Origin of the sequence: Achromobacter sp. GbtcB20, assembly GCF_019091095.1 — a bacterium.
GTDB classification, from domain to species: domain Bacteria; phylum Pseudomonadota; class Gammaproteobacteria; order Burkholderiales; family Burkholderiaceae_B; genus Achromobacter; species Achromobacter mucicolens.
Genome location: NZ_JAGXJZ010000028.1, coordinates 29,844 through 44,649 on the forward strand (window position 1 = coordinate 29,844; position 14,806 = coordinate 44,649).

The 14,806-nt window shown below is 65.2% G+C and carries 10 protein-coding genes; 4 read left to right on the forward strand and 6 right to left on the reverse strand.

Translation table 11 applies throughout. From position 1 onward, the window contains the following. Positions 1-31 precede the first annotated feature (31 nt). The 4 genes from KVT32_RS25180 to KVT32_RS25195 form a co-directional block, all read right to left on the reverse strand. Positions 32-760, reverse strand: coding sequence for a histone H1-like DNA-binding protein (locus tag KVT32_RS25180; protein ID WP_062841584.1), 729 nt, complete (start codon positions 758-760; stop codon positions 32-34). A gap of 350 nt (positions 761-1,110) precedes the next feature. After that, the gene (locus KVT32_RS25185; RefSeq protein ID WP_056327816.1) at positions 1,111-2,310 is read right to left on the reverse strand and encodes a ribonucleotide-diphosphate reductase subunit beta; all 1,200 of its coding nucleotides are present in this window, start codon (positions 2,308-2,310) and stop codon (positions 1,111-1,113) included. A 20-nt stretch (positions 2,311-2,330) separates the two neighbouring features. Next, positions 2,331-5,261 (reverse strand): ribonucleoside-diphosphate reductase subunit alpha, encoded by a 2,931-nt coding sequence (locus KVT32_RS25190; protein WP_152383333.1) that lies wholly within the window; start codon positions 5,259-5,261, stop codon positions 2,331-2,333. Between the two features lie 304 nt (positions 5,262-5,565). Beyond that, positions 5,566-9,072, reverse strand: a complete 3,507-nt coding sequence (locus tag KVT32_RS25195; protein WP_217618992.1) for an indolepyruvate ferredoxin oxidoreductase family protein — start codon at positions 9,070-9,072, stop codon at positions 5,566-5,568. A gap of 130 nt (positions 9,073-9,202) precedes the next feature. Here KVT32_RS25195 and KVT32_RS25200 point away from each other — a divergent pair, with 130 nt between their 5' ends. Then, the gene (locus KVT32_RS25200; protein WP_008159001.1) at positions 9,203-9,652 is read left to right on the forward strand and encodes an Lrp/AsnC family transcriptional regulator; all 450 of its coding nucleotides are present in this window, start codon (positions 9,203-9,205) and stop codon (positions 9,650-9,652) included. 62 nt (positions 9,653-9,714) lie between these two features. Here KVT32_RS25200 and KVT32_RS25205 read toward each other — a convergent pair whose 3' ends face one another. Both KVT32_RS25205 and KVT32_RS25210 read right to left on the reverse strand, forming a co-directional pair. Beyond that, positions 9,715-10,680, reverse strand: a complete 966-nt coding sequence (locus KVT32_RS25205) for a tripartite tricarboxylate transporter substrate binding protein (RefSeq protein WP_217618993.1) — start codon at positions 10,678-10,680, stop codon at positions 9,715-9,717. 61 nt (positions 10,681-10,741) lie between these two features. Beyond that, on the reverse strand, positions 10,742-11,581 hold the full coding sequence (locus KVT32_RS25210) for an alpha/beta hydrolase (RefSeq protein WP_217618994.1): 840 nt from the start codon (positions 11,579-11,581) through the stop codon (positions 10,742-10,744). Between the two features lie 84 nt (positions 11,582-11,665). Between KVT32_RS25210 and KVT32_RS25215 the strand changes: the two genes are divergently transcribed. The 3 genes from KVT32_RS25215 (at position 11,666) to KVT32_RS25225 (ending at position 14,559) form a co-directional block, all read left to right on the forward strand. Then, positions 11,666-12,550: a LysR family transcriptional regulator gene (locus KVT32_RS25215; protein ID WP_056327821.1), complete on the forward strand. Its 885-nt coding sequence runs from the start codon at positions 11,666-11,668 to the stop codon at positions 12,548-12,550. Positions 12,551-12,754: 204 nt separating this feature from the next. Next, positions 12,755-13,261 (forward strand): hypothetical protein, encoded by a 507-nt coding sequence (locus KVT32_RS25220; RefSeq protein WP_056327822.1) that lies wholly within the window; start codon positions 12,755-12,757, stop codon positions 13,259-13,261. Positions 13,262-13,359: 98 nt separating this feature from the next. Next, positions 13,360-14,559: an MFS transporter gene (locus KVT32_RS25225; protein ID WP_217618995.1), complete on the forward strand. Its 1,200-nt coding sequence runs from the start codon at positions 13,360-13,362 to the stop codon at positions 14,557-14,559. Positions 14,560-14,806 lie beyond the last annotated feature (247 nt).

Here is a 14,806-nt window from a genome sequence, read left to right on the forward strand (position 1 = left end):
CTGATGAAGCTAACGCTTCGGCGCGTCCGGATTAAGGACGGCCACCCGTCGGGAAGGGCCACGACGCGGCGGGGTTCAGCGCGGTCTTCGCGCCCGGGGCAGCTGCCGTGGTGGGCGGCGTGGCGGGCTTCTTCGGAGCGGCTTTCTTCGCAGCGGGCTTCTTCGCGGCGGCAGGCTTCTTGGCGGCAACAGCCGGCTTGGAAGCGGGAGCCTTCTTGGCGGCGGGCGCCTTCTTGGCAGCCGGAGCCTTCTTGGCTACGGCCTTCTTGGCAACAGCCTTTTTGGCGGCCGGGGCCTTCTTGGCGGCAGCCTTCTTGGCAACAGCCTTCTTGGCGGCGGGCGCCTTCTTGGCTACGGCCTTCTTGGCGACTGCCTTCTTGGCAACAGCCTTCTTGGCAACGGCCTTCTTCGCAACGGCCTTCTTGGCTACGGCTTTCTTGGCTACGGCTTTCTTGGCGACGGCCTTCTTGGCAACGGCCTTCTTGGCAACGGCCTTCTTGGCGACAGCCTTCTTGGCGGCCGGAGCCTTCTTCGCGACGGCCTTCTTGGCTACGGCCTTCTTGGCAACCGCTTTCTTGGCGGCGGGAGCCTTCTTGGCGGCAACCTTCTTCACGGCCGGCTTCTTGGCGGCTGCGACTTTCTTCACTGCAACTTTCTTGACGGCAGCTTTCTTGGCCGGAGCGGCCTTCTTTGCTGCTGCCTTCTTGGCGGCGGGTTTTTTCACCGCTGCTTTCTTGACGGCTTTCTTGGCTGTTGCCATGGTCATGCTCCTTAGGTTCAGGGGTCCCAGAACTTAAACCCGTGCCCCGACCCGCCAATCGGCGGACCGTGCCCGGGCTATTCATCGGCGCATGCCGCTGTTCTGTGCGAGCAACAGCTACTACGGTTTGCGCTAATGAATTCGGCACAGCCATTTGATATGGCCCCCGCCCCTTTGGCGCGAGCCATTTCAAATGGCGCCGGCAGGCGGCCTGTTCACAGGCCGCCGACCGCTTGTTCTACGTGTTCGAAGACACCCTGACCAAGGAGCTTGCCATCAAGCCTGTCGCGAACGCGACGCCCATCGGAAAGAGAAGGGCGTGCCCGCGCCGGGCTCGATGGCGTACTGCGTTACTCCCAGCTCAGCGTGCCACCGGTTTGGTATTCGATCACGCGAGTTTCAAAAAAGTTGCGTTCCTTCTTAAGGTCGATCATTTCCGCCATCCACGGGAAGGGGTTTTCTTCCTGAGGGTACAGAGGTTCGATACCGATCTGCTGGCAACGACGGTTGGCGATGAAGCGCAGGTAGGATTTGAACATGGGTGCGTTCAAGCCCAACACGCCGCGCGGCATCGTGTCTTCGGCGTAAGCGTATTCGAGTTCGACCGCTTTGCGGAAGAGTTCTCGAATTTCTTCGCGGAATTCCGGCGTCCAGAGATGCGGATTTTCCAGTTTGACGGTGTTGATCAGATCGATGCCGAAGTTGCAGTGCATGGATTCATCGCGAAGGATGTACATGTACTGCTCGGCAGCGCCGGTCATCTTGTTCTGGCGGCCAAGCGCCAGGATCTGCGTGAAGCCAACGTAGAAGAACAGGCCTTCCATGAGGCAAGCGAAGACGATCAGGGACTTGAGCAGCGTCTGGTCGGCTTCGGGCGTGCCCGTCTTGAAGTTGGGATCAGCGATCGCGTCGATGAACGGGATCAGGAACTCGTCTTTTGCCCGGATGGACGGCACTTCGTTGTAAGCGTTGAAGATCTCGGCTTCGTCCAGGTCCAGGCTTTCGACGATGTATTGATAGGCGTGCGTGTGAATGGCTTCCTCGAATGCCTGGCGCAGCAGGAACTGGCGGCATTCGGGGGCCGTGATGTGGCGGTAGGTGCCCAGCACGATATTGTTGGCGGCCAGCGAATCGGCGGTCACGAAGAAGCCGAGGTTGCGCTTGACGATGCGGCGCTCGTCCTCGGTGAGCCCGTTCGGGTTCTTCCAGAGGGCGATGTCGCGCGACATGTTGATCTCTTGCGGCATCCAATGGTTGGCGCAAGTGGCCAGGTACTTTTCCCACGCCCACTTGTACTTGAAAGGCACAAGCTGGTTGACGTCGGTCTGGCCGTTGATGATGCGCTTGTCGGCAACCTTGACGCGCTGCGAGGTTGCCGCGCCGCTGGCTGCCAAGCCGGCTGCGTGCTGAGGCGCGGCCGGCGTGGGCATGGCGGTGTCGCCGAACACACCCGTCGCCGCCCGGACTTCCGGGGCAGCCTGACCGCCCGCCGCGGGCGCGGCAGGTTGTGCAGGTTGCGTGGCGGTGGTGTCGTCGTCCCAATTAATCATGATTCATTCTCCGGAGGCGGTTATTGGCAGGCTTCGCACTCTTCGAAGCCGGGGTCGCCCGGCCGCATGGTGCAAACCGCCCCGAGAACTTCGGGTTCCGGCAAAACAGGTGCTGCGGCAACGGCGTTGGCGGTGGACGGATTGCCCGCGCTGACGGCGTTCAGTTCGCCGCCGCGTCCCGTGGACTTCTCGGCGCTGGTGGCGCCAAGGGTGCGCAGGTAGTACGTGGTCTTCAGGCCACGCGTCCATGCCAGCTTGTAGGTGTCGTCCAGTTTCTTGCCCGATGCGCCAGCCATGTAGATGTTCAACGACTGGGCTTGATCGATCCACTTCTGGCGGCGCGACGCGCATTCAACCAGCCAGCGCGGTTCGACTTCGAACGCGGTGGCGTAGAGTTCGCGGAGTTCGGAAGGTACGCGATCGATGCGGGACAGGCTGCCGTCGAAGTACTTGAGGTCGGCGACCATGACTTCGTCCCAGAGACCGAGTTTCTTCAGGTCACGCACGAGGTAATCGTTAACGACCGTGAACTCGCCGGAGAGATTCGATTTGACGTACAAGTTCTGGAAAGTGGGTTCGATGCACGCAGATACGCCAATGATATTGGAAATAGTGGCGGTTGGGGCGATTGCGATGCAATTGGAGTTGCGCATGCCGTGTTCTTTGATGCGCGTACGCAACGTATCCCAATCGAGCGTGCTCGAATCATCAACGTCAACGTGACCACCACGTTCTTCACGCAGCATCTTCAACGTGTCTTGCGGCAAGATGCCACGCGACCACAGCGAGCCTTCATACGATTGATAGCGGCCGCGTTCTTCGGCAAGCAGGCTCGACGCGTAGTAGGCGTGATAGCACACCGCTTCCATCGAACGATCCGCGAATTCAACAGCGGCTTGCGATGCGTACGGCACGCGCATCATCTGCAGGCAATCCTGGAAGCCCATGATGCCCATGCCCACCGGACGATGGCGCGCGTTGGAATTGCGGGCCTTGTCGACGGCGTAGTAGTTGATGTCGATCACGTTGTCGAGCATGCGCATGGCGATGCTGACCGTGCGCTTGATCTTGTCGTGGTCCAGTTCGAAACCGCCGCCGGCAGCCGGCTTCATGTGTGCGACCAGGTTCACGGAACCCAGATTGCAAACTGCGATTTCGGATTCGTTGGTGTTCAGCGTGATCTCGGTGCACAGGTTCGAGCTGTGGACGACGCCCACGTGCTGCTGCGGCGAACGGATGTTGCACGGATCCTTGAACGTGATCCACGGGTGGCCGGTTTCGAACAGCATCGACAGCATCTTGCGCCACAGCGTCAGCGCCGGCATCTTCTTGAAGAGCTTCAGTTCGCCGCTGGCGACGCGCGCTTCGTAGCCCACGTAGGCTTCTTCGAACGCGCGGCCATACTTGTCGTGCAGGTCGGGGCAGTCGGACGGCGAGAACAGCGTCCATTCACCGCCTTCCATGACGCGCTTCATGAACAGGTCGGGAATCCAGTTCGCCGTGTTCATGTCGTGCGTGCGGCGGCGCTCGTCGCCGGTGTTCTTGCGCAGTTCCAGGAATTCTTCGATGTCCAGGTGCCACGTTTCGAGGTACGTGCAGACCGCACCCTTGCGCTTGCCGCCCTGGTTCACGGCGACGGCCGTGTCGTTCACAACCTTCAGGAACGGAACGACGCCCTGGCTTTCGCCGTTGGTGCCCTTGATGTGGCTGCGCAGCGCGCGGACCGGGGTCCAGTCGTTGCCCAGGCCGCCGGCGTACTTGGCCAGCAGCGCGTTTTCCTTGATGGCGTCGTAGATGCCTTCCAGGTCGTCCGAGACGGTGGTCAGGTAGCACGACGACAGCTGCGAGTGCAGCGTGCCCGAGTTGAACAGCGTGGGCGTGGAGCTCATGAAGTCGAACGAGGACAGGATCTCGTAGAACTCGATGGCGCGTGCTTCGCGATCGCTCTCGCGCAGCGCCAGGCCCATGGCCACGCGCATGAAGAAGACCTGCGGCAGTTCGATGCGGGTGCCGCGGATGTGCAGGAAGTAACGGTCGTACAGGGTCTGCAGGCCGAGGTAGCCGAATTGCAGATCGCGCTTGGCGTTCAGTGCCTTGCCCAGCTTGGTCAGGTCATAGCTGGCCAGTTCGGGCGACAGCAGGCCGCCTTCGATGCCGCGGGCGATGAACGTGGGGAAGTATTCGGCGTAGCGCGTGGCCATGCCGTCTTGCGAGACTTCCTCGCCCAGCACTTCCTTGCGGATCGTGTGCAGCAGCAGACGGGCGGTGACCTGGCTGTAGGCCGGATCCTTTTCGACCAGCGCGCGCGCGGAGAGGATGGCGGACTTGAACACTTCGTCGACGGGGATGCCGTCGTACAGGTTCTTGACCGTTTCCTTCAGGATGGCTTCGGCGTCGATGAACTCGGACAGGCCTTCGCCGGCGGCGACGATGGTGGCGCGCAGTTCGGCCACGTCCAGCGGGCGGCGCACGCCGGCGTCGGTGACGTTCAGCACATGTTCCTGCGGCGCGGCGTCAGCCTTCTGCTGGCCTTCGGCGGCAGCGGCGGCGGCGCGTTCCTGCGTGCGCTTTTCGCGGTACAGCACATAGGCGCGCGCGACGTCATGCTCGCCCGAGCGCATCAGCGCCAGTTCGACCTGGTCCTGGATGTCTTCAATATGGAAGGTGCCGCCGTTGGGGCGGTTGCGAACCAGGGCGTTGACGGCCTGGCCGGTCAGCGTTTCGACCAGTTCGCGCACACGCGCGGACGCGGCGCCTTGTCCGCCATTGACGGCCAGGAAGGCCTTGGTCATGGCGATGGCGATCTTGCTGGGCTCAAAGCCAACCACCGAGCCATTGCGGCGGATGATGTTGTAGCTGGCCCATTTGCCGCTGTTGGCGTCGGCGGGGGAATCGATTTGGGAGGGCGGCACGGCCGAAGGCCGGGTCACAGAGGCGATCGTAGTCTGCATGGAAGCTCCTGTGCGAAAAAGCGCGTAGATGAAGACATGACGACGTCATGTCTGGTCAAAATTGGATCTTGTAATGGGGGTCGCAACGTCCGGACAGGCTAGTCCGTAAGGCGTGGCCGGCGGGAATCAGCGCTTAGGCGACCACAAGATGTAGTGTAGCACCCCTCGTTGGCCACTAATTCTAGTGATCGAGGTTTACAGGGACAAGAAGAAGATAAGACGAATCCCACAAAAGATTGTAACCAAATGCACTAGGCGCGCCCCGCAAGGCGCGCCCAGGTCAGTGACCACTCAGACCGGCTGTTTATGCGGTTTTCCGCAAGGCGCTGGCGTGCGGGGCCGGTGCTGTATAGCTCTGCATGAGCCGGGCCAGATCGGTCCGGTACTTCTCGACATTGGCGGCCTTCACGTGGCCAAAGCCGCGAATGTTTTCAGCCAGGGCGGCGATTGTAGCCGCTTGCCCGAGGTTGTCCGCAGTCAGCCCTGCAAGCAGTTGATCGATGGTCTGGCGGTACTCCGTGACCAGCGCCCGTTCCATCCTGCGCTCGGCGGTATGGCCGAAGGGATCGAACCAGGTGCCGCGTAGGCCCTTGAGCCGCGTCAGCAATTTCAGTGCCGACATCGTGCGCGGACCCAGCGTCATCTTGCGCGGCACGCCGGTGCGCGGATCCTTGCGGGCGAAGATGGGCGGGGCCATGTGAAAGCGCAGGCTGTAGTCGCCCTCGAACTGGCCTTCCAGCTGCGCCTGGAACGTCTCGCCGGTATAGAGGCGCGCCACTTCGTATTCGTCCTTGTACGCCATGAGCTTGTACAGGCCGCGCGCCACGGCCATCGCCAGGCGGGGCGTCTTGGCATCGGGCGCCAGGGCCCGCTCGCGGGCCGCGACGGCGTCAACCACGTTCCGATACGCCTGCGCGTATGCCGCATCCTGATAGGCCGTCAGGTCTTCGACACGGCGCGCCACGGCGCGCTCGAAGGTTTCGGGGATGTGCAACTGTACGACCTGGGCCCGCGGGCGCAGCGCGCCTTCCAGCGCGTCGGGGCGATGCGCGGCAAGCCGGCCGCTGTCGAAGGCGGCGCGGTTGGCCGCCACCGCCACGCCGTTCAGTTCGATCGCGCGATAGATGGCGGCCTGCGAAAGCGGCACGCCGCCGCGCTGCCAGGCGTAGCCCAGCATGAACATGTTCGACAGGATGCTGTCGCCAAACAGCGCCAGCGCCGCTTCATGCGCGTCGATCGCGGCCGTGTGCGCGTCGCCCGCCGCATGACGGATCTTGGCCAGCAGCGCCTCGGGGCGCATCGCGGCGTCGGGATTGCGCGTGAAGTCGGACACAGGCGCCACGTAGGTGTTCACCGTGACCTGCGTGTGGCCGTGGCGCAAGGCGCCCAGCGAATCCGGCGCGACCGCGGCAACCGGATCGCACAGGATGGCCGCGTCGGCCTGCTGCCAGTCCAGCCGCACGGGGCCAGCGGCCGAGCCCGCCGGGGCAAGGCGAATGTGGCTCACGACGGTGCCGCCTTTCTGCGCCAGTCCGGTCAGGTCCAGCACCGCGGCCGACAGGCCTTCCAGGTGCGCGGCCATCGACACGATGGCGCCGATGGTGATGACGCCGGTGCCGCCCATGCCGGCGACCAGCAGACGATAGGGATGGTCCAAGGCAGGAAGGGCGGGCTGCGGCAGGCCGGCGATCATGCCCTGCAGGCGTTCCTGGTCGGCCTTGGGCGCCGCACTCTTTCTGGGCTTGCCGCCCATGACGGACACGAAGCTCGGGCAGAAGCCTTCCGCGCACGAGTAGTCCTTGTTGCAGCTGGACTGGTCGATCGCGCGCTTGCGGCCGTACGGCGTTTCCAGCGGAACGACCGACAGGCAGTTGGACTTCACGCCGCAGTCGCCGCAGCCTTCGCACACGGCGCTGTTGATCAGCATGCGGCGCGCCGGGTCCGGGAACTGGTTCTTCTTGCGGCGGCGGCGCTTTTCGGCCGCGCAGGTCTGGTCATGGATCAGGACCGTCACGCCCGGGATCTCGCGCAGCTCGCGCTGCAGCGCGTCAAGCTCGCGGCGGTGGTGGACCTTGATGCCGGGGCCCAGGTCCACGCCCTGGTATTTCTCGGGCTCGTCGGTGGTGACGACAATGCGCGCCACGTTTTCGCCGCGCAGCTGCTGGCAGATCTGGGGCACCGAGATCGGGCCGTCCACCGGTTGCCCGCCGGTCATGGCGACTGCGTCGTTGAACAGGATCTTGTAGGTGATGTTGGCGCGCGCCGCGACGGCCTGGCGGATGGCCAGGTAGCCCGAGTGGTAATACGTGCCTTCGCCCATGTTCTGGAAGATATGCGGCATCTTCGTATAGCGGGACAGGCCGATCCAGTCGACACCTTCGCCGCCCATCTGCGTGAGTCCGCCGGTGTCGCGGTCCATCCACGCGGCCATGTAGTGGCAGCCCACGCCGGACAGCGCCTGGCTGCCCTCGGGCACCTTGGTCGACGTGCTGTGCGGACAGCCCGAACAGAAGTAAGGGCGGCGGCGCATGCCGTCCGCGTCGTTGGATAGCGGCGCCTGGCATTCGAAGGCCGACAGGTCGCGGTTCACGGGCAGCCCCGCGGCGCGCGACAGCCAACCGGCCAGCGGCGCGGCCAGCAGCGACGGGCGCAGCTGGCCGGCAGACGGCACCATCGGCTCGCCGTCCAGTCCCTTCTTGCCCACGACCGTCGGCCGCTCGGGCAGGTTGAACAGCATGTCCTTGATCTGGCTTTCGACCACTGCGCCTTTTTCCTCGATGACGAGGATGTGCGACAGGCCGCGCGCGAAGTCGAGCAACCGGCCTTCGTCCATCGGCCAGGTCAGGCCGGGCTTGTAGATCCGCACCGGCGCATTCGCCGTGACCGTGTCCACGCCCAGGCGCGCCAACGCTTCCATGGTGTCCAGGTGCGCTTTGCCGACGGTGACGATGCCCACCGTCGCCTTGGGCGCCGGACAGGTCAGCTTGTCGATGCTGTGCCGGCGCGCGAAGGCGGCGACGGCCTTCATGCGCTGGTTCATGCGCGTTTCGACCGCCAGCGACAGGAAGTCGCGCGCGGAGTATTCCAGCGATCCGGCCGGCATGTCCGGATCCTCGGGCATGTCGTAGGTCTGGATGGCGGCTGGCGTGAACGAGTGGCCGCTTTCGATGGTTTCGGACACGGCCTTGAAGGCGACCCACGTGCCCGCATAACGCGAGAGCGCCCAGCCCCAGAGCGCGAAGGTCTCGTATTCGTCGATGGACGTCGGATGCACGATCGGCATCTGCCAGCCGATCAGCGACGCTTCGCTGGCGTGCGGGATCGAGGACGACACGGCGGTGTGGTCGTCGCCCACCACCACCAGCACGCCGCCGTGGCGCGAGGCGCCCGCGGCATTGCCGTGATGCAGCGCGTCGCCGGCGCGGTCCACGCCGGGACCCTTGCCGTACCACATGGCAAACACGCCATCGACATTGCGGTCAGCGCGCACGCCGGCCTGCTGCGTGCCCATGACCGCCGTGGCGGCCATGTCTTCGTTGATGCCCGGCAGGAAGGTGATCTGGTTGGCGTCCAGCGCCTTCTGCGCCTTCCACATGGCCATGTCCACGCCGCCCAGCGGCGATCCGCGGTACCCCGATACGAAGCCGGCGGTGTTCAGGCCGCGTTCGCGGTCCACCCGGCGCTGCGTGAGCATCAGGCGCACCAGGGCCTGCGTGCCAGTCAGGAAGATGCGTCCGGACTCGCGGGTCAGGTTGTCGGCAAGCTGGTAATCAAGGTCCAGCTCGGGTGCGGCGGCGGGGGTACCGTCCATAGTCAATGCTCCTCGTCTTTGGCACCATGATAGGTTCGCGAGGGATCAGGTTTATTGCGTTTTTGGATCGTGCTATCCCTATAATTCGCAATGAACATTTCGTATTTCAAGAAAACCAGGAGACAAACGAATGGACAAGACCGATATCGGCATCCTCAAGGCGCTGCAGGAAGATGGCCGGGCCTCTGCGCAGCAGCTTTCCGAGAAGGTGGGGCTGTCCGCCGCGCCTGTATGGCGGCGCGTGAAGGCGATGGAGGCGAGCGGGGTGATCCAGGGCTACAGCGCCCAGGTCGACCGCAGCAAGGTGGGGCTGGGCTGCATGTTTGCGCAGATCAGCCTGGAGCGGCATTCGGCAAACACGGTCGAGAACTTCGAGCGGTCGGTGCGCGATGCCCCGGAAATCCTGGAGTGTTATGCCGTGACCGGCGATTCGGACTTCCTGTTGAAGATCCTGGTGGAAAGTCCGGAAGCCTACGATCGCTTCCTGCACCGGTTCCTGTTCAACATGCCGGGCATCCGGCAGACGCGCACCATTGTGGCGCTGCGTGAAATCAAGCACGAGCAGCGGCTGCCGCTGTAGAAAGGCGCGCCTTCTCTATATAGATAGAGAGAAAGGGCGCGCCGCAGTGCAAAGGGACAGGTTTATTGGGGCTGGATGCCGGCGATCCGGATCCATTCCTTCCAGCGAGCCGTGTCTTCCTTCACGAACGCGTCAAAGCGCGCCACGTCCATCGCTTCCGGCGTCAATCCCAAGGCGCGCAGCTTGCGCGCCGTGGCGTCGTCCTGCACCGCGGCCTGCAGGTAGGCGTTCATTTTGGCGACGATCTCCGGTGGCGTGCGGGCGGGCGCCGACAGGCCCAGCCAACCCGCCACGACGAAGTCAGGATAGTAGGTGGCCATGGTCGGCACGCTGGGCCAGGCATCATGCTGCCGGGCGCCGGTCACGGCGATGGGGACGAGGCCCTTGCCGTCGATTTGGCCCATGGCGGTCAGGTAATCCACGAAAGCGAAGCCGATCTGCTTGCCGCGCAGGTCGGTGATGATCTGCGTGATGTTCTTGTACGCCGCCCCGGTGATGTTGATGCCGGCCCGCTGCTTGAAGAGTTCGGACGGCACCTGGGAGGACGAACTGTAATAGCCGAAGAAGACGTCGCCCGGATGTTTCTTGGCGTACTCGACCAATTCGGGCACGGTCCGGTACGGGCTGTCCGGCGAGACGACGCCCACCGTGCCGAACGTGCCCAGCATGCCGACCTGCACGAAATCCTTTTGCGCGTCGTACGGCAGCGTCCTGTACAGGAACTGATTGGCCGAATGCGTGGAGTTCGTGGACAAGAGGAACGTGTAGCCGTCGGGCGCGGCGCTTTTGCTGGCGTTGGTGCCCACGATGCCGCCGGCGCCGGGGCGATCCTCCACGATCACTGTCTGCCCGGTCTTCTCGCCCAAATACTGCGCGAAGGTGCGGGCGGTCAGGTCGGCCGCGCCGCCCGCCGCGGAGGGCACGATGATCGTCACGGGCTTATCGGGCCAGCCGGCGGCGTGCGAGGCCGCGGCCCACAGCAGGCAGGCGCCGGCGAGCGCCGGACGCAGCAAGCGGAAAATGGTCATGTCTGTCTCCTGAGTGCGCTTGGGCGCGTCGTTGTCGTTGTCGTGTTTATCTTGCTGGTGATCAGCCAAATTGCGTTCGGTGCCAGTCCAGGATGGCGCCGGCGCTGATCTGCCAATGATCTGCGTACATCATGCAGTGGGGTTGTCCGGCAAGCCGGGCATGCGAAAAGCCGTAGCGCCGCGCAATGGCTTGATCCTGTCCCGGCGGATGCCGGTCATGCGTATCCAGTCCGGCTTCCAGGCACAGGCCGGGCGCGCGGATCGATGCCGGGCCAATAGCCACGCGCAGCAGGTACCTATCGTTCAGAACCTGGGGGCTTTCCGCGCACAGGCGCCGCGCCACCGCGCGAACGTCCCGGTCAGGCGTGGTCGCCAGAAACCGTGAGCGGATTTCCGCCTCGCCGGGGGCGGCGCGCGGCGCTGCCCCGGGCACGGCAGGCAAGCCCCGCGCACCGGGCAGATCGCCCGGAGGCGAGGGCGCCAGCAGCACGACGCCAGCCACGGGCCGCTGGCTGGCGGCCAGCAGCGCCGGCAACGCGCCCATGCTGTGGCCCACGACAACGGTCGGCGCCTCCAGCGCATCCAGGGCGCTGACGACGTCCTGGCCCAGGTCCTCGATGGTGACGTTCGGAAATCCGGCGTCTTGCGGCAGGTCGCCGTGGCCGCGCATGTCCAGCGCCGCGCACGCCAGACCGGCCGCTGCGAAGTAATCCAGATAGTGCGCGTAGCACCAGGCGCCGTGGTAGGCGCCCGGCACGAACAACAGGCCGGGCCGGCCGTCTTGCGGGACGGCGCCGATGCGCAGGCGGCCATGCCCCGCATCGCGCACGGGCAGCCGATCGGCCACGCCAAAGTCCAGCGGGTCCGTGGCGGGGGGAGAGATAAGGTTGGCGGTAGGCATATTGCGGCCATCTTAAGAGGCGGCCTATGATCAGAAAACTTTATTTTTCATATGGATTGATAAGTTCTACTAATCCGCCGCCCCATGCGCCCGCTTCCCGATCTCTCCATTTCCCATTACCGGCATTTTTTGCTGGTCGCCGAGCTGGGCAGCTTTCGCGCCGCAGCCGTCCGGGCTTTCCGATCCCAACCCGCGTTGTCCCTGTCGATCCGGGAAATGGAACAACGCCTGGGCCAGCCGCTGTTCGAGCCCGGCAACCGCGGCACGCTGACGCGCTTCGGGCAAGACTGCCTGCCGCTGGCGCGTGAACTGGTTGACCACCACGACCGGGTCGCCGGCGCATTGTCGGGGCTGGCCAACAATGGCGCCGGCAGCTTGACGATGGCGTCCGTCGCGTCCGCCGCCACGCACTGGCTGCCCGAACTGGTGGCCGCCTACCGGGCGCAGTATCCCGCGGTGTCGCTGCGCCTGTTCGACGACAACTCCGAGGGGGTCGAGCGCATGGTGCTGGCGGGCGAGGTGGAATTGGGCGTGTGCAGCACCGTGTCGCGCGACCGCCGCCTGTCGTTCGAACCGCTGATGCGCGACGCCTTTGGCCTGGTCTGCCATCGCGGCCATCCGCTGGCTGGCCGCAAGTCCGTGACGTGGCGCGAGATCGCCGACCTGCCTTTGGTGGGCACCATTGCGCACCGCCAGCTTGCCGGTCATCCGCAAGCGGCGTTCATGCTGGACCGGCAGGTGTTCGTCTCCAACATGATGTCGCTGCTGGCCATGCTGGAGCGCGGCGTGGGCGTGACGGTGCTGGCCCGCCTGGGCGTGCCGCCGGATTCGCCGGGACTGGCGTTTGTGCCCTTGTCGCGGCCGCGCATCGAACGCGAACTGGGCATTGCCCGTCTGGCCGGCAGAAGCCTGTCTCCGGCCGCCGCGCGCATGGAGGAAATGCTGCGCGAGAAGGCGCGTCGCGGGTGAGCCGCTGTCGCTAGAAACCAACGCATTTTTGCGGTTTCCGCGCGGATTCCGGGCGCGTCCGCACCCGCACTGTTGCGCATTTGCACACGGCGCGGATCGTCGTTGATTCTTCCCTGACGCCTATTTAGAGTGCGTGAAGTCCGCTGCGCCTGGGACGGGCCGGTGTGATCGGCGCGGCGCGTCGGCGGACGTCTTGAGGAAGTCATGAGCAGTGTGTTTTTGCGTACGGCAGGCATTGCCTGCGCCATCGTGATCCTGGCCGGTTGCGCCGCCAGGAAGCCAGCCGCCATCACCGAGGCCCAACCCGCTGAACCGCCCAAGCCGGTGGCCTGCACGCCCGCCAAGACCGGCGACCCGATGATCGGCACCTGGTTGTCCAATTCGCGTCCGCGCGATGTGGCGGGCGACATGCAGTCGCTGATCGTGCTGTCCGCCGACGGCACCATGTCCTACGAATCCCTGCTCAAGATCGGCCGCAAGACGCGTCCCGCGCTGCGCGAGACGGGCTGCTGGAGCGTGGCGGACGGCGTCTACACGATGCGCACCACGAAGTCGGCGGGCGAGCCGGTGGATCCCACCGATCCGATCTATCTGAACCGCTACCGCGTCGAGAAGGTCGAGCAGTCCAAGCTGTCGCTGCGCGAACTGAAGTCGGGCGGCATGCTGCTGACCGCGCGCCGCATGCCCGCGGGCTACCGACTGGCCTACTGACCGTTGCGCCGGGCGGACATTTCGCCCGGCGGTCAAGCCAAGTGGGCCAGGCTGCGGTAAGGTGCGGGCTTCGACTTTCGCCCCGCAGCCGGTTTCCCATGCCCGCCCTGTCCTCCGAAGCACGCGCGATCGCGCTGCTCGCGTTGGCCGCCTTCGTCAGCGCCAGCGCTTTCCGAATCTGTGATCCCATGCTGCCGCAACTGGCGGCGGAATTCGGCACCACCACCGGCCAGGCCGCGCGCGCCGTCACGGCCTTTGCCGTGGCCTATGGCGTGCTGCAGATGTTCTTCGGTCCGGTGGGCGACCGCTACGGCAAGTACCGTGTCGTCAGCGTGGCGACCGTTGCGTGCGCGCTGGGCAGCGCCGGCGCCGTCATGGCCGGATCGCTCGACATGCTGGTCTTTTGCCGCGCCTTGTCCGGCGCGGCCGGCGCGGGCATCGTGCCCCTGTCCATGGCCTGGATCGGCGACAACGTTCCCTATGAACGCCGGCAGGCGACGCTGGCGCGCTTTCTGACCGGCACCATCCTCGGCATGTCGGCCGGCCAGCTTGCGGGCGGGCTCTTTGCCGATACCGTCGGCTGGCGGTGGGCCTTTGCCGCGCTCGTGGCGGGATATCTGATCGTGGGGGTGCTGCTGCATCTGGAAGTGCGGCGTCAGCGGGCGGCCGGCTTTGCGCAGGTCGATCCCGGCGCGCCTCGGCAAGGCTTCGTCGCGCAGGCGCGGCTGGTGCTGGGCGCACCGTGGGCGCGCGTGGTGCTGGCGACGGTGTTCATCGAAGGGCTGCTGGTGTTCGGCGCGCTGGCCTTTGCTCCCTCGTACCTGCACGAACGCTTCGATATTTCTCTGACCGCCGCCGGCGCGCTGGTCGCCGTGTATGCGGTGGGCGGACTGATCTATACGGTTGTCGCGGGCCGCATCCTGAAACGGCTGGGCGAGCGCGGCCTGGCCGTCGCGGGCGGGCTGGTGCTGGGCGTGGCGTTCCTGTCGTACTGGCTGGGACCGGTCTGGATATGGAGCCTGGCGGCCAGCGTGCTGGCGGGCTTCGGCTATTACCTGCTGCACGCGACGCTGCAGACGAACGCCACGCAGATGGTGCCGTCCGCGCGCGGCACGGCGGTGGCATGGTTTGCCTCGTGCCTCTTCATGGGGCAGGCGGCGGGCGTGGCGCTGGCAGGGGCCGTGGTGGACGAGATCGGCGCGGCCGCGCTGTTCGGCGGTTCGGCCGTGCTGCTGCCGCTGTTGGGGGCGTTCTTTGCCCGGGCGCTGAAGGCGAGGGCCGCGATGCAGCGGGCGTGAACGGCGTTGCGTCACGCCGGATTGAAGACACCAGGGCGGCAGGCTTATGCAGGTGTCAGACACCCTGCCGAGACCGTCGCGGGTTTGCGGCGTTAGCTCTCGAGGGTGTCAGACACCTGGGCAATGAGCCTTCGGAGGAGACACCTGGGCAGCGGGCTTTCGGAGGGTGTCTGAGCTAACCCGGATTTCTCGGACAGTTTGGTTAGGACACATTGGCCTCGACCTGGGCTGGGGTTTTATAGCCTAG